This is a genomic window from Yoonia sp. BS5-3 (assembly GCF_038069655.2).
GTDB classification, from domain to species: Bacteria; Pseudomonadota; Alphaproteobacteria; order Rhodobacterales; family Rhodobacteraceae; genus Yoonia; species Yoonia phaeophyticola.
Map to the genome: position 1 here is coordinate 1 of NZ_CP150951.2, position 20,090 is coordinate 20,090.

A 20,090-nucleotide genomic window follows, 5' to 3' on the forward strand; every position below is an offset into this window, starting at 1 on the left:
CGTCGTCAGGGATTTTGGGACAGATGGCTGCCTAACCTAAGAGAGGGTCTGGCGCATCTGGCTGTCGTGATTATGCGGCGGATTTGCGGTGAAGCAAGCGTCGCGTTTCGATGGTCTTTCGCTTGATCCTTTCTCGTTGTTTCAAAATAGTCTCCCCGCGCCCGAAGTAGACATCGGCAGGCGTGAGGTTCTGCAGGCCTTCGTGATAACGCCGGTGGTTGTAGTGATCGACAAAGGCATCGATCTGTTGTCTGAGATCACCGGGCAGGTAGTAGTTTTCAAGCAGAATGCGGTTCTTTAGCGTTTGATGCCACCTTTCGATCTTGCCCTGGGTTTGCGGGTGATATGGCGCACCTCGAACATGATCCATCTTCTGATCTTCCAGCCAATCAGCCAGTTCGCCCGAGATGTAGCTCGACCCGTTGTCACTGAGCAGGCGCGGCTTGTGCAGCACCGTCGCCTGATCGCAGCCCGAAGCCTGCAGCGCGAGGTCGAGCGTATCGGTCACATCTTCGGCCTTCATCGTTGTGCAGAGCTTCCAGGCGATGATGTAGCGGCTGTAATCATCGAGGATAGTGCTGAGATAGAACCAGCCCCATCCGATGACCTTCAGATATGTGAAGTCGGTTTGCCATAGCTCGTTGGGACGCGTTGTCTTTTCTTTGAACTCGTCGGCGGCTGACAGAACCACATAGGCCGGGCTGGTGATCAGATCATAAGACTTGAGGATGCGATATACGGAAGCCTCTGACACAAAATACTTTTCTGTATCAGTAAACTGAACGGCCAACTCGCGCGGAGACAGGTCGCTTTCCTGCAAAGCCAGGTCCCTGATCTTCTCTCGAATGGGCTCGGGAATGCGGTTCCAGACCCGTGACGGTATCGGACTACGATCGTCAAGCGCCTCGGGGCCACCTGACATATACCGGTCGTACCAGCGGTAGAAGGTGGTCCTGGGAATCCCCAGCTTGTCCAGGGTTCGCTTGATCGGGAGATGCGAGCCTTCGACCAGGCGAATGATCTCCAGTTTCTCAGATGCGGGGTACCTCATTCGTCGTCCTCCCCATCCCCGAGCATGCTTTTTTTGAGCAGCCGTAGCTCCAGGGCTTGTTCAGCGACGACCTCTTTCAAATCACGGGATTCCCGACGAAGGTCTTTGACTTCGGTCGACGTCGCTGCACGGGCCGTGTCGCCAGCCAGACGCTTCTTGCCCGCTTCAAGGAACTCTTTGGACCAGCTATAATACAGGCTCTGAGCAATGCCCTCTCGACGGCAAAGCTCGGCAATGCTGTCCTCACCCTTAAGGCCGTCCAGCACGATCCTAATCTTCTCTTCGGCGGAATACTGTTTGCGCGTCGCACGGCGGATGTCTTTGACGACCTTATCACCGTGGCTCTTACGTGTTCCGGGTTTCTGTCTCATCTCCACTCCTTGGTGGTTACGATGTGCCAGAAACCCTCCCTTATCAAATCGGCCTAAACTGTCCCATAGGCGCTGACGTCAGACAGAGCAGTGATCATGCGGATAGCAACGTTTCACCTTCGACCTCTGCTTGGAAACTTCGCCAATTCTCACTTCCCCATCCTAGACTTGAAACTCTCTGCAACTGTAAATTTTGACGGTGTATCTCTTGCTGCACAAGTTGATGTTGATCGACCATTAGATCGTTTTGAGCCGTAACTTCTGTCTGAGCCACCAACTCGTAAATATACCCATCCAATATACTAAAGGCATTTTCTACTGGTCCAGCAATGCTACACTCATCTTTGCTAACAATCCAACGCGTCAAGTGCCAAATTGAAGAAAACGCATCTATGGCAAACCTTGAAGATGATTGATTAAAATCAACATCTAAAAAGTCAGTCATTTCCGGCTCAATGATTGCTTCATAGTTTTCATTGAAAACGCTCACATGCCAACATGTATTCAGTATTGAGCGAAGTTCCGATCTATTGTCCCACGGGTGCCCGCTGACATATTCACAATAAACACCCATTTGTCGCTGACAGACAGCACAAAGAAAAAGTGTAACTTGACGATGTGAAAGTTCCCTCAAAAGTGCAAAGATACTTTCCTGATGTAAAAAAATAGGTCTCATCTTATTCCGTATCTGGAGCCTGACTTGGATCAAGGGGCCTTCCTATTTGCCCCCCATTATCGGCCGCATTTCCAGTTATGTTTGTTATTCCTGAATTTGATTGTGCCGCTGCACATCCATCACACGAATAATGACTAGAGGCTTGAGTTGCTCCAGCAGCGTCATCGCCAAGGTATTGGATACCTCGTTGTTCCGCATGATGACCTGTGGATCCTACTGCATTTGTAGTCGTTCCACCAGAAACGAATTCGACATCATCTCCAAATATTCTTTGCGCTTCTGCACGTTGTGCTGGCGTGGGCAGGCCACCAGTTGTTGAAACAATGATACGGCCATCTTGGGCCTGAGTCACCGTGGTAACTCTCAAATTAGCCGCAGGCCCATTAAGTTGAGATTGAATACTATCTGCTGCTCCTTGCAACTGTGCATTCGAAAAACCTACATTATTTGGTGTACCTTGCGCAGTAACCAACTGCGAACTCTTACCCACCAATGAAAGCCCAATCGGTTTACCACCTGTCTCTATACAGTATTCGGCACATCCAGCGGCCTGCAGGAGCGCATAGGTCGCGACATCATATCGCGTGATTTGATCAAAATGCTCGAGGATATAGAGGTGAGAATCCCCTTCAATCCCCATCCCATCGCGCAAGGAATGGTTGATCAGCGCATTAAATATTGCACGCTGCCCGCCAACGGAGTTGCTCGTGTCCCAATTGGTGCCAATTATGTGCGCACGGACGATGTCACCTTCGGCTATCAGATCCACATGACGCTGGATGCAGATCTGATCTGTCCCGCAGGCTTCCAACAGTTGTAGATTTTGCTCTGATTGCACTTCAGCAACGGCCCAAGCATCGCGCCGACAATTAGTTGGGTTTTCGGCAGACTCGCAGGCAACAAAGGCGTTGTTCAACTGGATGAGTTGATCGTGCTTGAGGTAGTTGTTGAGAGTGCCGGATTTGGCGATGCTGGCTGCGTTCGAAACATTTACCGCGATGCCTGCTGAAGTCAGATAACCGACCCCGCCACCTAGCAATTCCGATTGGTTTGCAATCTGTGCACGCCAGAGACTGTAAGCCGTGGCGTAGGCCTCTTCGGAACCGTAGTCTCCGCGCAACGGTTCGCTGCCTTCCTGCATCCCGGCATAGATTGATTGCGCGATCCCAGCAGCTGCGCCTGATGCACAGTTTCCGTCGAGCGCCTCGGCCGCAAGGCACCCCACAGTGCCGTGCAGTGCGGCATGGGCCAACCCGCCTTCGTTCAGTCCCAGATCCCCGATCCCGACCTGCAGGTCAGCCATCGTCAGATTGACGGCTGCGCTGCTCATGCTGGCAGAGAAGCTTTCGAGGAAATCCGTCTCATGGATCTCTGCGCTCAGGCCTGCGGTAATCGTGGCGTCGATACCGCGCTCGACCAGCGCAGCGAAGGTCAGCTCGCTACCAAAGCCGAGCCCCGCGGTCTGGAAAAGCGATTCATTCGCCCAGCCCACGCCTTCAAACGAACCGCCAAATGTGTCCAGATTGACACCGGTGGTCAGTCCTGCCGATATCGCGGAAAAGCTCGCCTGCCCGACGACATCAGAGATATCGAAATCCCCAGACACGACGCCTGCGGTGGCCTCTACAACAAATGTGCTGCTGAACGATGCGACTGCGGCGTTGACACCTTGCCCAACGGCCGAAAGCGTTGTGACCGTCTGCCCCGCCGCATTGACTGTTTGTGCCGTCAATCCAAGATCCGCCGCTATTTGGAATGCCCCTATGCTTCCGATGCCTTGCGTGACTGCTATCGTCACAAGTGCTTTGAACGCGGGGTTCAGGGCGTATTGTCTGTCATAGAAGCTGTAGCTGACCAGTTCGATCGGCTCGTTGATGGTGTCATCGCGGCCGACCACCCCGTCCAGATAGGCGTATTCCGCCCCGTCAACGCCCTTAGGTAGCGCGACCTGACGGATGGCGAAGTCACCATCTTCGCTCCACTCTCCGCCCTCACGCCAATGAAGATCCTCTTCTTCATCTTCCTCTGAACTGTTCAACGATTTCCAGTCGTTACCGCTCGTTTCTTGGTCTTCGGCCGGGGAATCGATGTCTAGATAGGCGTTCGCGAGCATCGACCGCCCATTTTCGGCCTCGGTTGTCCATGCTGCCGGATGTGCGCTGTCAAAGAGCGGATCACGCACCCCTGCCAGCACAATTTGTGAGTTCGGGTCCAGATTGACGCCGCCAGCTGCTGTGATGCGGTTGAAGGTGACGCTTTCGCTGATGTCTTCAACCGTCGTGTCCGTCATGATCACGCCATTGTCGCGATGCGTGAAGCTGAACTGGTAATCCTGTTCGATTGCCGCCAGCAGGTAGGTTGTCCCGCTGACCTGGGTCACGAACTCTCCGCCGGCGTTGAAGTCGACCGCCGTCAGGGTCAGATCCCCGCCAGAGTTCAGTGCAATATCACCGGCTGTATCCGCAAAAACCCCGCGCGCCACATCATGCGCGCTTTTGGTCGTGGTCGAATTGCTGACTAGCCCCCACAGGGTTGAGTTGTTCCGGTAGCTTGTCTCAACGAAGATATCGAATGGCGCCGCAAAGACCGAGCTGCCATTGACCGACACCATTGCCAACTGGCCAGGTGCGACATCGTCATTTGCTACCCCGGGAATGGTGAAGCGGCTACCTTCGACATAGATATTATTGTCCGCCACACCGGTAATCGACGCGCCTTCAATCGTTGTCACCTGATGGGTGATACGGGTGGTCATCCGCTGCCGGACCTTGCTATTGAAGCCAAGGAAGCCCGAAGATTTGCGCCGATAGTCGCGGAAATAGAAATCGCTGACCGCTGCTAGGACAAGATCGCCATCCTGCGCGATGAGGCCGACATCACCGCCTGCAGTCAGTCCCGCCCCTTCCAGGACGATATCATTCTGACCCGCACTATTCCCTGACGACAGTAGCAGAATATCGCCGCCTGCAGTCAAGCTGGTCGTCAGGTGATCGACCCGTTCAACGTAATTGCGGTTTGATCCACGCCGATCCCCGGTCGCTGACGCCAACTGAAGGGCACCGATCGTGATATCTCCGCCGGCCAGCAAGGTGATATTGTCGCCTGCGCTGATCCGCGCGCCAGCGGTCGTGATTGTATCGCGCGCGCTAAGAACAATGTTACTGCCAGCCTCAAAGGTCGCTGTTTGCAAGGCCACGTCAACTTCGTCGGTCTGGCCGGACCGATTGAAGAGCGGCAGTTTGACAAGCCCCTGACCTGTCACGACAGTGCGTCCATCGGTGGAGACATTGATCGCATTTGCGATCACAGCAATATTTTCAGCCGAGATCGTGCCCCCGGTAGAACTGAACGTATCGCTGGCGACGATCGAAATTTCACCCGTCGCCCGAATGCCGCCCGCATTGTCAAAATTCTCAGTCCGGAAATTGACATTCTGGCCGGTGATCATCGCACCGCTCAGGCCTGCAAACCGGATTTCCGGGTTCGCCAGATAGACTTTTGGGGCAAGGACGATCTCGCCGTTGATCTCGGTCTCTTCAAGCCAGATAATGTCGCTGGTCAATGCACCGATCTGTTCAGGCGTAAGGGCAACGCCCGGGGTAAGATCAAGATTTTCCAGTTCATTGATGGCGTTGTTATACATCGCCTCGATCTGGGCGCGCTCATCAAGCCCCTCTATGACAATCAGCTGCCCCAGCAATTCCTGCAATTGCTTGCGGATCAAAAGTGCCTCGGCATAGGCATCGCCGAACCGTCTTAGCTCGGGGTTATATTCGATGGCTTCAAGAAAATAATCTGATGATATGAACTGGTCGAGATCGACAAATTCAGGGCGGGTTTCCACCACGAACTCGGAATCGGGGTCCTCATTTTCGACGAAAAGGTCAGGATTACCAATAGAATCCAGCGTGATATCGCTCAGATCAGTATCGGTAGGGCCGCTGACGATGGCCGTGTTTTCTGAGAAGGCGCCGTTATTGACATAGCCGGCAACATCGCCATTCACATCACCGCGGGCTTCAATCGTTCCAAAGACGGCACCCACAAATTCGGCAGTACCACCACTATCGCGGTAAACATTCACCCCGAGATTTTCGAGCGTGTTCACATCGATATTGATGTCACCACCTGCCGAAATCAGGCTGTATGCGTTTGAAACGGTGTCACCAGTGAGATTGATATCACCGGCCGAGATAATCTGCGCGGCTTCGCCATTCACCGTAATTTGGCCCGCAACAGTGACCGGATCAAAGCATGTATCATCGCTGCAGCCTTCGTCTGCGGCGTCTTCACCTGTCTCTTGGGTCAATCCGCCATCAATGGTCGGTGCCTCGCGCAGGTTACCGAATGTTACTGCTGCGATGCTGATGTCACCGGTGATTGTCTCAACAATACCGCCATACTGGTTGATAAACGCCGTCGCCAGAGCGCCAGAGTCTCCCCTGATCTCGACATCGCCATTGGCAATGATCGAACCGCCGTTGTTGTAGATCGATTCATCACTCCGCAGGACAACGGATGAATCACCGAACAACAGCCCCTCGTTCGTCAGGTCAAGGCTGGTCGTGATCAGCAAGCCACCATTGGTCGACGCCAAAACGCCCATGTTGAATACGGTGGTTGCGTCAATCGCGAAAGTCTCTGCCGCGACAACATCGGCATTCGTTCCAATCCGAAGCGATCCGGCGATGTCCAGATCAAATCGTGTGGCAGCCAGCTCTGCGCCGTTCTGCACGTCCAGATCACCGCCGATATCCAGTATTGCGGCACTGTCCGCGACCAGCTTGGCGTTTGCAGCCAGGATCAGATCTTCGGCACTTGTGATATCTGCGTCGCCGCCTGCGACCACATTGCCAGTAATCTCAACAGTGTCCGTGCTTTGCACTGTCACATTTTGACTGGCCGTCGCGTTGCCCATGACCAGACGGCCATCTGCCGTAATCGTCATACCGCCCGCATTGGCCGCCATGTTTTGCGGGGCACGCACACCCACCCCATCTTCGGTCGAGGTGATTGTGATAGCGTTTGCATACATGCCACCCAACACGGTTGAATCGATGGCAAGGGTTGGCTTGGTCGAGCCGTCATCGGCCTTTTCGATGATCTCGCCGGTCGCATAGATCACATCGTTGCGGCCCGCGATCACGCGAATCCGTTGCCCTTGTACGGCACCAGCCACAGTGATCTGCCGCGAGATCAGATCGAATTGCGTTGAATCGGACGCATCCAGCCCGCGCGTACCAATGTTAACGCCTGCGCTGCCGTCAACAGACAGGCCCGTGAAGTCACCTCCATCATAGGTTGGTGTCCCGGTCGTGATGGTCAAACGATCGGTATTGATAAAACCACAGCCATCACAGCTGATCCCATAAGGGTTGGCGACGATCACATCGGCCCGGTCCCCACCGACCTCTAGATATCCGTTGAGCGTCGTCGGGTTGCTGGTTGTCACCTCGTTGATGATGATCGCGGCGGTCCCGCCAGTCAGGTTCCCATTACCCTGAATAATGCCGCCAAGCTGGGTTTCGGCAGTATTCTCGCCCACATTGTTCAGGATCGCCCCGTCAGAGCCGACACCGAATTCGACAAAAGTGTTATGCGACACGCCATTTGCATCAGGCGTGTTGATCATGACCATTGTGGTGCCATTGGCCGTATCGATCACGATCGGACCATCGGCATCCGACACAATGGATTGGGCCATCACCGGATGAATTGTCAGAAGCGCAATGCAAAGGGCGGAAACCGCGTTATCAAGATATTTTTTCATCTTAATCATCATAGCATAATCCTTCATCAAAAGCGCATCGAGAGTGAGGCAACAAACAGCCCGTCTGGAAGTTCAAACACACCGGCTAACGGGGACGCGGGATCGTCAAAATTTTCAGGTCCGCTCAAAAGCTGCTGCCAGCTGAAATCGGCCGTATACGTGCCGCCAGTCAAACGCATCCCAACAGCAGAGCCAACCAATGTGGGCGAAAAATCAGAATCCGCAACATCCACGATACCCGCATCCAAACCCGCATAAATTTGTAAAGCACCAAGGTCCGCTGGCAAACTTAATTCAGGGACCCATATCAAATCGTTGCGCCAATAGGCACCGCTACTGCCGCGAAAGATACCAATGTCTCTGCGGGCCGCCGCATCAGGATTTTCCGGGTCGGGCGGCAAATCTACAGTACCGCGATTAACACCTCTGACCGAAGAGAAGCCCCCGACACCAAACTGGTAATTCCCATAAAGAACATCTTCGGAATACTGGCCGCGCAAGGTACCCGAATAACTGATTTGGCCAATGCCAGTTTGCCACGGGCGGAAGTAGTTGATGGTGAAATCGCCCAGTTCGAACTGGGCATTTGGACCAACTAACGGGTCAGGCGCCACTTCTGCGCCAAGCGCATCCAAGCCTTGCTCATACCCCAAAGCGGCGGTCAGACTGCCGCCAAGAAACGCGCGCTCATGTTCAAGATCAAGGCGGGCGCTCGCCAAAGTCCGACTTGAAGCATTGATCTGAATTTCTGCGATCCGATTGACGTTCTCACGCCATTCAACACTGGTAGACAGGATGGTTTTGCTGATCTGATTACGATGCATAACCCGTGACAGGCCAATGGTCGCGGTATGCGTCCAACCATCGGTTCCGATTGCCGTAATCGGCCCCAATGTGTCCGTCTCATATCCAGAATACTGATAATTCGTCTCAAACGCCCATCGACCATAGGGAAAACGCACCGAAAGACCCGCGCTTTCAGATGCTGCACCGCCGGTATCATAGGAAAACGGATACTCTTCAGTGCCGCGCGACAGATTAAGAGCCCAGCTCTCATTCAGCCCCAAAAGATGATCATAGGTCAGATTGACCGTACCCTGATATTGTCCGCTGCCGGGTGTGCCCTGATTGTCGATACCAACCCGGGCCGTCCAGGGCTTATCTGCAATCGCCGTCACCTCCAGAATTGACTGCCCCTCGGCCGCGCCTGCACTAATTTCCATTGTCGCATTATAGGCTGGCATGCCGCGAATGATCTCTAGCCCCTGCTCAATCTCGCGCAGATTTGCAGCCTTTCCTGCGAGACTTGGAAAAACGATTGCCTCCCAGATGGGCCGTTCTTCACCGTTAAAACGCACAGCGCTCAACTCGCCTTCGACCACGGTGATATCAAGCGAACGATCCGCGATATTCTGCTCGGGCAGATATGCCCGGGCGGTCACATAGCCCCTGTCCACATAGAGAAAAGTCACCGCCTCAAGCGCAGCATTAATCCCCTCTAAGTCCAAACAAGCGCCTTCAAATGGCGCAAGGGCGCCATTAATCTCGGCGGTGGTCAGCAGCGTCGTGCCGGCGACATCAATCGTATCAATCGGGATACAGGCAAGCTGTGCCTGCGCAGCAGACGCCGTCAGTATCGCAGCACAGCCAACAAAAATGGCGGGGAAAAAACGCATCATCGCCCCGCTCTAGTTATCTCCTGCAGCGTCTTCGGCCAAAATACGGCTTTCGGTCCAGTCGCGGGCAAGCGCCTGACCTTCGACAATTTCTTCGGCGCTCAGCTGTGCTTCAATTTCGTCCCGCAAAACACCTGCATCCGCCAGACCGCGCACAACAGCAAGATTTGCATAAGAATATGCCGTCACGGGATCTGGCGTGTCCACGACCATCAATAACTTTGCATATTCATACATACCGCCTGCATTGCCCAGATCGGCAGATTGCTTGAGATGCTCGGCGGCCTGCTCAAGATTACCGGCGCTTAGCGCGGTCTGACCCAGCACATTCATCGCCAAAATATTGCCCTGCGCCGCAGCCTGCTGCCAGTAGGTCAAAGCAATCGCATCATCCACATCGACCCCGCGGCCCGCACGATAGGCCAGCCCGCAATTCAGCTGCCCGTCCGGATCACCGGCATCAGCGGCCGCACAAAGAAGACGGGTGCCTTCAACGTAGTCCCGCAGCAAAACGCGGCCTTCATGATACATCAGACCTAACCGCACCTGCGCCTTAGCAGAGCCACCCTCGGCAGCCGCAGAATAAAGATTGGCCGCCCGCATCTCGTCCCGCTCTGTGCCAAGGCCCAGCTCAAACAAGCGGCCCAGGTAAAACGCGCCATCGGCATCCCCGCTTTCATACGCGGTCGCAAATTCTGTCGCAGCACCCGACACGTCGCCGTCATTGAGCATTTCAACACCTGTCGGCACATCCGCAAAAGCAGAAATTGTCCATGAAGTCGCGACAAAAAGGATGGTAGTGGCAGAAAGATAATGCATATCAAACCAATCAATGGGGATTAAGGAACAGGTGTTTAAACAACCAAAAGAGGAATCGTCAACTCACAATTAACGACTTGTTAACCATTGATTTGGCCAAGCGTTGTCTGGTGATTTGACATAATGCACGGTGCCCGACGGTGCGCCACGCGGTCAGCAATTATTGGGCCATCTCAGCCTCGCTCTTGGGATCAGAACCCATTCATCTTGCTTCGCCCGCAGCGATTTCGCGAAATATCAGTGCTGAGTAGTGAAAAGTCCCTCTGAGCTGCGGCACATCTACCTGAAATAGAAATACTATTCTTGCGCCGCCCCTCCTTGTCAGCAAAAAATCGGCAAACTGGCGGTGCAAGATGAATGGGTCCTGACCCTAAACGACAAAAATTTTCGCACCCCTTCCACTTATCCCCAAGAAATTGCTTTACAGGTCGCCCCCTGTCGGCCACGATATGTTGTAGGGGGAAACGGTGAACAACACCGCCTCTAGAGCAGGCACCTAGCGCTTGGGCACTGCCATGACCCATGCGCCAACGCAGTGAGGCCGAGCATATGGCATTGTCCGAACATTATCTTGAGGCTGATGATATCCATCCGATTGATCTGGTGGAGCACATCGCAGAACACCATGAATGGGAATTCGACCGCATCCATGATGACCAAATCGCCATGGCGGTTGAAGGGCAGTGGCGGACATACTCGATCACCCTGGCGTGGTCGCGCTATGACGAGACGCTCCGCCTGATTTGCACCTATGAGATGGAGCCCCCCCAGGACCGGATGCCCGCGATATACGAGGCTTTGAACACGATCAATGATCGGTGCTGGGCAGGCTCATTTACCTGGTGGGACGAACAAAAGCTGATGGTGTATCGCTATGGGTTGATGCTGGCGGGCGATCAGATGGCCGGGCCGGACCAAATCGATACCATGATCGGTGCGGCAGTTGCAGCATGTGAGCAATACTATCCGGCAATCCAGCTGGTCACATGGGCTGAACGGACCCCGCAAGAGGCTGTGCAGGTCGCGATTGGCGGCGCTTACGGGCGGGCCTGACCAGACCAAGACGCGTAAAATGAAATAGCCGATTGCGGTGGCACCTTGTTTGTTGGTGCTTATCCATGAGCATTGAATGAGGTAAAGATGATGCAGCCCTCTGGGCAACCCGTCCAAGCGGTATTGCTTTATGATAATGCGGCGGCCTTCGACGCCGCGTTCGGTGATCTATTTGTGCTTGATGCAAGGCTCAAGTCCGCTTTGAAGGATTATGGGCCTTGGCAGTCGCTCAAGGGGTACAACACACCCAATAATCTGGGCCTGTCGTCTGAAACCCGGCACATCACCGTGCAACGCTTTGACACGCAGATGCCACTGGACGGGTTTGCGGATGTGCTGGGAAATCCAGTGGTGGCGAATTTACAAGCCGATCTGGTAAGCGCGATAACAGGTCACCAGCGCGCACTTTTGCTCGAGGTCGGACCGGGCAGTGTGCCGGGGTTCACAAGTGCGTTGCAAAGCTCCGGCATTGCCGCAAACTTGGATGGGCTGGACGATCCAGCGATGGGATTAGCCGAGGGGCAAAGTGACTATGAAGACCGCCTGGCGATCGCGCAGTACAGTGTTATCAGCACCCTACCGGAGGCCTCAATCAGCGCCATTCATTGGGTGCAATCGCAACAGGTCTTTGAACCAGGCAGCTTCAGTAAGATAGCATCACAAGGCTTTTCGACCCCACTTTATTGCGGCCCGTTTTTGTTTGGCGGGGAACAAACGGCTGATGGGGCGGTCAAAGCCGGGGTACGCGGGCTTGGGTCACAGAACCTGTTGGGAAAGATGGTGATCTTCAAGCCTCACACCCAGAACTGGACCGATAGCTATCAACAGATGCTGACCTTTATTACCTATTGCCGCAGTATTGGCCGGGTTCTGGGCGATGATGAGACGTTTTCTACCGATACGCGGGATGCACCGGTGATCCATGTGCGCCACAAAAATGATATCCCTCAATTGCCCGAAGGCTATATCGAGCTGAGCCGGGATGACCACATGACCGCCGGCGAACGTAGCGGGCTGGTCAGCAAGCTATTTGGGAAATTCCGACGTTAGGCCTTTGCGGCGTCGCGCGATTTATGCTGCAGGATGGGTTTCAACCCATATTACGGGTTGCTACACTCGCTAGGTCGGAATGAGGTATTTTTCATGGATATGAACAGTCTTGCAGAGCGGGGGCTTGTCCTGCTGGGGTGCGGCCGCATGGGATCTGCAATGTTGAAAGGCTGGTTACGCAATGGCTTACCGCCTGCTGCCGTGTGGGTGATTGATCCTAATCCGTCCGATTGGTTGAAGGCGCAGGGCGTGAACATGGGCGGTGACCTTCCCGAAAACCCGGCCATCGCTATTGTCGCGGTCAAACCACAAATGATGACCGCTGCCTTGCCAGACGTCAAAATTCTGGGCAATGGAAGCACCTTGGTGATCTCTATCGTCGCGGGTACGCTGATCGCTACGTTTGAAGCAATCTTGGGCGCGCAAACCCCGGTCATCCGGGCCATGCCGAATACACCAGCGGCCATTGGGCGCGGGATCACAGCGCTTATCGGCAATGCCCATGCGACTGATGCCCATCTGGCACTGGGCGATACGCTTCTTGCTGCCATCGGGCAGACGGTGCGTCTGGATCACGAAGACCAGATGGATGCGGTAACGGCTGTGTCTGGTTCGGGCCCGGCTTATGTCTTTCATTTGATTGAAACATTGGCCAATGCAGGCGCCGCACAAGGGCTTGGGCCGGAACTGGCGCTGCAGCTGGCGCGCGCTACGGTTGCGGGGGCCGGCGCCCTGGCCGAAGAGGCCGATGAGACACCGTCAGAGCTGCGCGTTAATGTCACCTCGCCCGGCGGGACAACGCAAGCGGCCTTGGACGTGTTGATGGATGAAACGACCGGCTTTCCAGCCCTCATGCCCCGGGCGGTCAAGGCTGCGGCAGATCGTTCTAAGGCCTTGGCAAATGAGTGAGATTTCATTTGACGACTTTCTGAAAGTCGATATCCGCGTCGGCACTGTCCTGCGCGCAGAGCCTTATCCCGAGGCCCGCAAACCGGCGATCAAACTGTGGATCGATTTTGGGGCTGAAATCGGTGAGAAAAAGACCTCGGCCCAGATCACAGCCCATTACACCCCAGAGGGGTTAGTGGGCAAACAGGTGCTGGCCGTGGTGAATTTCCCACCCCGCCAGATCGGTAAATTCATGTCTGAGGTTTTGGTTCTGGGCACCACCGAACAAGACGGCGGTATCGTGCTGGTCCGCCCTGATCAAAATGTCCCGAACGGGGGGCGGCTACATTGAAAAAACTGTTGATTACCAGACGCTTGCCAGATGCTAGTCTGGCTGCGGCGCGGGCACGCTATGATCTGACGCTGCGCGATGCTGCGCAGGGGCTGACAGTGGATGAAGCCGCCGATGCGCTGCGAAATTATGACGCGATCTTGCCCACGCTTGGTGACCAATTCACAGCAGACGCCTTTACCGGTCCAATCCGCTGCGGTGTCCTGGCCAATTTCGGGGTGGGCTATAACCATATCGATGTCGCTGCCGCCCGTGCTGCGGGCGTTTCGGTGTCAAACACACCTGATGTTGTGACCGATGCGACAGCCGATATCGGGATGACGCTGATCCTGTCCACCTGCCGCCGCGCCGGCGAGGGTGAGCGGCTTGTGCGTGCAAATGACTGGTCCGGCTGGGCGCCGACGCAGATGCTGGGCACGCATGTAACGGGCAAGACCGTCGGGATCGTTGGCATGGGCCGCATCGGGCAGGCAGTGGCCCGGCGTTGCCATTATGGCTTTGAAATGCCTGTTCTTTTTTACAATCGATCGCGCAAAAACGTAGACCTGCCCGCGCGCCAGGTTGAGACGCTTGCGGCGCTGATGGCGCAGGCCGATATCATCGTCGTCACGGTTCCCGGCGGCGGTGCAAATACCGGTATGATCAGCGCTGAGATGCTGGGCGCGATGAAGCCGGGCGGCATTTTCATCAATATCGCCCGCGGGGATGTCGTGGACGAACCCGCCTTGATCGCAGCCTTGCAAAATGGGCGGATCGGAGGCGCGGGGCTGGATGTTTTTGCCAAAGAACCCGCCGTTCCCAATGCCTTGCGCGCACTTGAAAATGTCGTTCTGCTCCCGCATCTGGGCACCGCCGCCTTAGAGATACGCGAGGCGATGGGGCAGATGGCATTGGACAACATCATCGCTTGGGATGAGGGGCGAACGTTGCCGCAGGCGGTCTGAAACGGCCGATATGTTTGGCGTACAGAATCTGTACATAGGCCGTACATACAAACCCATGACTGACATGGTTGCAGAACATCGCGAAGGTTTGCCTTGATCCACCGAGACTTCCGAATGGAATGAATGATCCGCGTCATATAGTACTTACCCGCACCTCCCATCCGATGCGGCGGTCGTCATGGAAAAACTGCGGACAAAGCGACGTTGACGCCATGTAAGATCAATGACTGATTTTGGTGTTTCTCAGTTTTCGCACGAAGTACTCAGCCACAATTAGGTTGGGTATCCAACAAAGCCAGGACACAACCTGATATGCCACGTCAAATGGAACACCTGAGATGAGCTGAGCAGGAAGCCAAACACGCAACATTACACCTGCAAAAGTTAACGCGATTGAGCGGATCATCCATTCACGGTGCAAGCTAATTTCGCGTCGTCTTGCGAATTGGACTGCCTTAAACGTCACCACAAGCCAGATTATGGCCAGTAAAATAAACCCCGATTGCGCAATTGGGCCATGCATAGCGTCGAAACCGATCAGGATACCGCTCAAGCCAGCCACCAAAACTGCGCCAACATATATCCGGCCCAACAACCGATGCCGACTGAGCGATTTGGCCCGAAACTTCTTGGACAGTTGGAACGGGGCGATGGCAAGCGCGATAGGGGCGAAGACAACGTGCAAGTAAAACGAGTAGTTGGACGACACCAATTGGTGGGCCATGTTCGGAAACCCTGTCTTCATCCCAAGTACGACAAACCGGTAAGACACGAGGGCAACGGCAATGCACAAAAACCAAAATATGCATCGTTGAATCTTCATTTTAAGCAACATCGTTGCGCCCCACCTTGACACTGTCAATGTCACCACTTACGTCAGCTTACTTGACACTGTCAAGTCGCAAATGTATTGGGCCAATATGAATTTGAATGAAAAGACGAAGCGTGCCGGAGATTTGCGCCAAACGCTCATCAGCGCGGGAATAGACTTGTTACAAAGCGGCGGTGCAAATGCGCTGACACTCCGTAAATGTGCTGCACGTGCCGGGGTCTCTCACGCGGCACCGGCTCATCACTTTGACGGTATAGAAGGACTGCTCACTGCAATTGCGGCACGCGGCCATGAAACGTTTACTGCGACAATGCTTGCTCACTTGAGCCGTGCACCGAACCTGAACCGAGATCGCCTTTATTCCATATGTGAAGGGTATTTGGGATTTGCTGCGGCAAATCAGGCCCTCTATGGATTGATGTTTAATTCCAGCCAGATAGATTTCTGCGATCCAGACCTTGGCGCAAAATCTCGCGCCTCATTCGAAATTTTGGAACAGTGCTGCGCGCCCTTTCAAGACACGAATACTGGCCCTTTGACGCTCGAAATCACGATTTGGTCGTTGCTGCACGGATATTGCAGCTTTACCAAGAAAGTCCGCGAAGGAAGTCCAATGCATCCGGCAAATCGAATACCATTTCGGCAGCTTTTTGACTATGTCGTTCCGTCAAATTAGCCTGAACTCTGGAACACCTTGGACCATAGGCTGACACTCACGCGTAGCGCAGCATCCGTCGAAGAGAGCTCATTGCCGCCAATCGCCGCATCCAAGACAAGCGGCAGCTTTCGCTGTCTGGATCAATATTCTGACGTAACCGCACGCATCTGTGGACGTTGCACGCTAGCCCTCTGGCAGCCGGTCGGCTTTTTTGCGGACCAGCACGCTCCGCAGATCATGCATCGCCAGCAGCAACCGATCGGTGACGTCCTCTAGTTCGGCATCACTGGCCTTTGACTGCGCCCATTGGGTCGTCAGGTTCAGATGATCGACCGTCCGGTGGATATCATCAAGTGCCCGGGCCGACAGAAGGGCCATCCTTTGCTCAAGCCAGGCCGTGATCGCCGCCTTGTCAGTCTCGGAAAGACTGTAATCCCCATGCGGTTTGAAATCGCCCTGATTGGTGTTGACCACAGCAATCTGATCCATCTCAATCCGGCGCTGGCGATTTTCGCTGGCGATACGAAATACAGCCGCCCCGTTTTCACGGATGCGGAAATAGTATTCGGGTAGCGCGTTGGTCATTGCGGGCGGTCCTTTACAATCATAACGCGATGTTAGCACCCGGCCTAAGAGGTGGCCACCTTACTGTGGCGAGTGACGTCATCGTGGTGCCATCACCCAATCTGCGCCTTCGCCACCGGCACCACGGCCTGTTCAATCAACCGCATCAGATCGCCGAAATATCCACCGCTGCGCGCAGGCTGCGTCGGGTCAGAGGTCAGCGCCATCGTCATCTGCAACTCCGGCACGATCACAATGATCTGCCCCCCATAGCCCCGCGCCAAGGCAAAGCGCACCCCGCTTGTCTGCCCCAGAAACCAGCCATAGCCATAGCTCAGCCCGGAAAACGGCGAACGTGTTCTGATCTCAAAGGATTGGCGCACCCAATCGGCGCTGAGCACCTGCGCGCCTTCAAACTGGCCATCCAGACGGTACATCTCGCCAAAGCGCACCATTGCATCCAGCGTCAGCGCCATCTCGTTGCCGCCCAGATAACGGCCCTGCGGATCGCGGGTCCAGGCGGGAATGTCGATGCCAAGCGGGCCGCCCAAACGGCTGCGCGCCAAGCTGAGCAGCGACTGGCCCGACACCTCGGCCAGGACTGCGCCCAGAATATGGAATGAGCCTGTCGAATACAGCATCCGGCTGCCCGGCGTGGCCACAAATGGGCGCGCCAAGGCGTTGGACACCCAATTTGCGCTGCTGACCCAGCCCCCGTAATTGGCCCCTGACGTCCGCTCAAGCCCGGTCTGCATTGTCACCAGATGCGCCATTGTAATTTGCCGAACGCGCGGATCGGCCCCTACCGGGATCAGCGCCGGGGCCACATCGCCCAGCGTGGCGTCCAGCGACGCGATCTCGCCGCGATCAAGCGCTGCACCTGTCAGGGCGGCCACGATGGATTTCGAGACAGATTTGATGGGCACCGCCCGGTTCAAACCCGGCCCGCGAAACACCTCTGAGACCACAAGCCCCCCCGCCTGCCGGATCATCAAGGCATGACATTGTGACAAAGCACGCGCTTGCCCGGCAACGGCGGCCCAAGGGTCTGCCTGCGCCAATGCCGGGGCAGCCAGCAAAGCCCCTGCCCCCGCCAACATCGTTCTGCGATCCATCTGCGGCATGATTTTCCTCTTATCTCGCGCTTGCAGAAATTATAGCGCGGAGGTCGGAACGGGCCAGCCACATTTGCGTGGGGTCAAGGACGATAACAGCCGCTATCGTAGAAATCTTTGAGTGTCTGGCCTTTTGCGGGGCGGAACCGGTCCAGTTCTTGCAAATCCGCCACCCGGTCGAGCCGGAACATCCGGAACCCCTCGCGCAGTTCGCACCAGCAGACGGCGGTCCAGACTTTACCCCAGAACCAGACGCCAAGCGGGCGGACAACCCGCGCGGTTTCCTGACCCGCCTCGTCGCGGTAACTCATTTGCAAACGGATATGATCCTGCGCCGCACTTTCAAAGCAGTCCAAATAGTCACGCCAATGACCCTGATGCCATGGGGTTTCCAAAGCATGGACGCTGACCTGCCCCACAAGAGGGCGCGCCGCATCGGGCAACACGGCATCGATCTTCACCAGCGCCTCTTCTGCGGCGGCGGCCATCTTGGTGCCGCCCCAGCTTTGCAATAGGCGGGCACCGGATACTAACGCCACGATCTCTTCTTGGGTGAACATCAGGGGCGGCAGATCATAGCCCTCGCGCATCAGATAACCGACACCCGCTTCGCCATCGATCGGCACGCCCGATCCAATCAGATGGGCCACGTCGCGGTAAATGGTCCGCGGCGTGACCTCTAGCCTTTCGGCCAATTGTGCAGCCGTGATCAGCCGGCCGCCTCGCAGATATTGCAATATCTGGAACAGACGGTCGGCCCGGCGCATCTAGGCGGCCTCAAACAGGCCAAGCGAATTGCCATCCGGGTCGGTGGCATAGGCGAAGCGGCCAGGGGGGATGGTGATGGCGGGGCTGACAATGGCACCGCCTGCCTTGGTGCAGCGGTCAATGGCGGCTTCCAAATTGTCGGGCACCGCCAGATGCAGGGTCGGGCCATTGCCCGATGCCGGCTCGCCCGGATAAAGATGGCCGCCGATCCCGCTCATCTGGGCATCGAAATTGACCATATCGTTGGGGCCGCTGGTATCGCGGGCCATGTTGAAGCCAAAGACGGTTTCATAAAAGGCCTGCGCCTTATCAAGATCGCGCACGGGGATTTCGGCCCAAACGACGGTTGGTTTCTGTGTCATGTTACATCTCCTTTGTTGCGGGTGATGCAGGACTTTAATCATACCCCTGCTGACAGCGTTGTGTCAGCATGTTTCAGCAGGCAACCCATGGCATGGAAAAGGCGCTATTCGCATGGCATAATCATGGATAAAATTTAACCACGAATCAAGGATAGCTTTAAAATGAAACTTGGCGACGGTGTAGAACAGGCAATTCATGCGGTATCGGTTCTGGGTGCGGTGCCCGATGGCGGCGTGTTATCCGCAGCCGCATTGGCCGATTTTCATGGGGTGTCCACCAGTTATCTGCTGAAACATCTGCAATCGCTCTCGCGGGCGGGCATCCTGCACACAGTCCCGGGGCCACGGGGCGGCTATTGCCTGGCGCGGCCTGCAGACCAGATCAGCTTGCTTGATATCATTCTTGCGGTGGAGGGGCCCGAACCGGCATTTCGGTGCAAGGAAATCCGGCGCAATGGCCCCAACCCCTTGCCGCCCGAACGGCTAACGGCCCCCTGCCAGATCAATGCGGCGATGCTCAGGGCCGAACAGGCCTATCGCAACGCATTACGCGCTGTCAGCATCGCAGAGATCAACGCCAAGGTCATAGCCGAGGATGATGGCAGCATCGCGGCCCGTGGCTGCGCGTTTCTGGAACAAAACCTCAGACAGACCCACCCGAAATCATAACAGAAGGAGAGTATGATGACCCCAAGATTTGACTATATGAGCGCGGCCCCTGATGCGTTCAGGGCCGTTTATGGGCTTGAGCAGTATATATCGGAAAAATCCGGCCTTGATCCGCATCTGATCCACCTGATCAAGCTGCGCGCCTCACAGATCAATGGCTGCGCCTATTGCGTCGACATGCATAGCCAAGAAATGCGCAAGGACGGGATCAGCGAACAGATTATCGCCTTGGTCTGCGTATGGCGTGAAACTCCGTTCTTTGATGCGCGTGAACGCGCCGTGCTTGGCTGGGTCGAAGCAGTCACCAAGATCAGCGACACCGGCGCAGACGATGCCGATTACGCGCCGCTGAAAGCGCATTTCGATGAGACGGACATTGCCAATCTGACGCTGGCGATCAGCACAATCAATGTCTGGAACCGGCTTGCGATCAGCGCCCGGACACCGCCTGCGGTTCAGGTCGCCGCTTAGG

The 20,090-nt window shown here is 55.5% G+C and carries 18 protein-coding genes; 8 read left to right on the forward strand and 10 right to left on the reverse strand.

Translation table 11 applies throughout. The features are described 5' to 3' along the window. Positions 1 to 70: 70 nt before the first annotated feature. The 5 genes from AABB29_RS00005 to AABB29_RS00025 all read right to left on the reverse strand — a co-directional run bounded on the left by AABB29_RS00005 (position 71) and on the right by AABB29_RS00025 (position 10,363). A protein-coding gene (locus tag AABB29_RS00005; RefSeq protein WP_341365916.1) for an IS3 family transposase occupies positions 71 to 1,422 on the reverse strand; the annotation gives its coding sequence in 2 pieces (ribosomal slippage) (positions 71 to 1,086 and positions 1,086 to 1,422; 1,353 coding nt in all). Between the two features lie 94 nt (positions 1,423 to 1,516). Then, on the reverse strand, positions 1,517 to 2,098 hold the full coding sequence (locus AABB29_RS00010; RefSeq protein ID WP_341368897.1) for a DUF416 family protein: 582 nt from the start codon (positions 2,096 to 2,098) through the stop codon (positions 1,517 to 1,519). 1 nt (position 2,099) lies between these two features. Next, positions 2,100 to 7,880 carry a filamentous hemagglutinin N-terminal domain-containing protein gene (locus tag AABB29_RS00015; protein ID WP_341368896.1) on the reverse strand — a complete coding sequence of 1,927 codons (5,781 nt, stop codon included), beginning with the start codon at positions 7,878 to 7,880 and terminating at the stop codon, positions 2,100 to 2,102. A 14-nt stretch (positions 7,881 to 7,894) separates the two neighbouring features. Next, positions 7,895 to 9,547, reverse strand: coding sequence for a ShlB/FhaC/HecB family hemolysin secretion/activation protein (locus AABB29_RS00020; protein WP_341368895.1), 1,653 nt, complete (start codon positions 9,545 to 9,547; stop codon positions 7,895 to 7,897). 9 nt (positions 9,548 to 9,556) lie between these two features. Next, positions 9,557 to 10,363, reverse strand: coding sequence for a tetratricopeptide repeat protein (locus tag AABB29_RS00025; RefSeq protein ID WP_341368894.1), 807 nt, complete (start codon positions 10,361 to 10,363; stop codon positions 9,557 to 9,559). Positions 10,364 to 10,912: 549 nt separating this feature from the next. Between AABB29_RS00025 and AABB29_RS00030 the strand changes: the two genes are divergently transcribed. The 5 genes from AABB29_RS00030 (at position 10,913) to AABB29_RS00050 (ending at position 14,650) form a co-directional block, all read left to right on the forward strand. Further along, positions 10,913 to 11,416 carry a YbjN domain-containing protein gene (locus AABB29_RS00030; protein WP_373636926.1) on the forward strand — a complete coding sequence of 168 codons (504 nt, stop codon included), beginning with the start codon at positions 10,913 to 10,915 and terminating at the stop codon, positions 11,414 to 11,416. 87 nt (positions 11,417 to 11,503) lie between these two features. Continuing rightward, a complete protein-coding gene (locus AABB29_RS00035) occupies positions 11,504 to 12,466 on the forward strand; it encodes a hypothetical protein (protein ID WP_341368893.1) in 963 nt (320 codons plus the stop codon). Positions 12,467 to 12,559: 93 nt separating this feature from the next. Continuing rightward, on the forward strand, positions 12,560 to 13,375 hold the full coding sequence (gene proC, locus AABB29_RS00040) for a pyrroline-5-carboxylate reductase (protein WP_341368892.1): 816 nt from the start codon (positions 12,560 to 12,562) through the stop codon (positions 13,373 to 13,375). Then, the gene (locus tag AABB29_RS00045) at positions 13,368 to 13,706 is read left to right on the forward strand and encodes a tRNA-binding protein (protein ID WP_373636698.1); all 339 of its coding nucleotides are present in this window, start codon (positions 13,368 to 13,370) and stop codon (positions 13,704 to 13,706) included. Before proC ends, AABB29_RS00045 begins: the two co-directional genes overlap by 8 nt. Beyond that, a complete protein-coding gene (locus tag AABB29_RS00050; RefSeq protein WP_373636699.1) occupies positions 13,703 to 14,650 on the forward strand; it encodes a 2-hydroxyacid dehydrogenase in 948 nt (315 codons plus the stop codon). Before AABB29_RS00045 ends, AABB29_RS00050 begins: the two co-directional genes overlap by 4 nt. A 220-nt stretch (positions 14,651 to 14,870) precedes the next feature. Here AABB29_RS00050 and AABB29_RS00055 read toward each other — a convergent pair whose 3' ends face one another. Further along, positions 14,871 to 15,374, reverse strand: coding sequence for a DUF2306 domain-containing protein (locus AABB29_RS00055; RefSeq protein WP_341368889.1), 504 nt, complete (start codon positions 15,372 to 15,374; stop codon positions 14,871 to 14,873). A gap of 196 nt (positions 15,375 to 15,570) precedes the next feature. On the opposite strand from AABB29_RS00055, the gene AABB29_RS00060 reads away from it, so the two are divergent. Then, on the forward strand, positions 15,571 to 16,158 hold the full coding sequence (locus AABB29_RS00060) for a TetR/AcrR family transcriptional regulator (protein ID WP_341368888.1): 588 nt from the start codon (positions 15,571 to 15,573) through the stop codon (positions 16,156 to 16,158). 165 nt (positions 16,159 to 16,323) lie between these two features. Here AABB29_RS00060 and AABB29_RS00065 read toward each other — a convergent pair whose 3' ends face one another. From AABB29_RS00065 to AABB29_RS00080, 4 genes are all read right to left on the reverse strand, one after another. Then, entirely contained in the window at positions 16,324 to 16,725 is a 402-nt protein-coding gene (locus AABB29_RS00065; RefSeq protein WP_341368887.1) for a hypothetical protein, read from the reverse strand. A gap of 92 nt (positions 16,726 to 16,817) precedes the next feature. Continuing rightward, positions 16,818 to 17,828 (reverse strand): serine hydrolase, encoded by a 1,011-nt coding sequence (locus tag AABB29_RS00070; protein WP_341368886.1) that lies wholly within the window; start codon positions 17,826 to 17,828, stop codon positions 16,818 to 16,820. A gap of 74 nt (positions 17,829 to 17,902) precedes the next feature. Continuing rightward, a complete protein-coding gene (locus AABB29_RS00075) occupies positions 17,903 to 18,586 on the reverse strand; it encodes a YafY family protein (protein WP_341368885.1) in 684 nt (227 codons plus the stop codon). Further along, positions 18,587 to 18,949, reverse strand: a complete 363-nt coding sequence (locus tag AABB29_RS00080) for a VOC family protein (RefSeq protein ID WP_341368884.1) — start codon at positions 18,947 to 18,949, stop codon at positions 18,587 to 18,589. Positions 18,950 to 19,111: 162 nt separating this feature from the next. Here AABB29_RS00080 and AABB29_RS00085 point away from each other — a divergent pair, with 162 nt between their 5' ends. Together AABB29_RS00085 and AABB29_RS00090 are read left to right on the forward strand one after the other, a co-directional pair. Next, on the forward strand, positions 19,112 to 19,618 hold the full coding sequence (locus tag AABB29_RS00085; RefSeq protein WP_341368883.1) for an Rrf2 family transcriptional regulator: 507 nt from the start codon (positions 19,112 to 19,114) through the stop codon (positions 19,616 to 19,618). 12 nt (positions 19,619 to 19,630) lie between these two features. Further along, entirely contained in the window at positions 19,631 to 20,089 is a 459-nt protein-coding gene (locus tag AABB29_RS00090; RefSeq protein ID WP_373636700.1) for a carboxymuconolactone decarboxylase family protein, read from the forward strand. Position 20,090 lies beyond the last annotated feature (1 nt).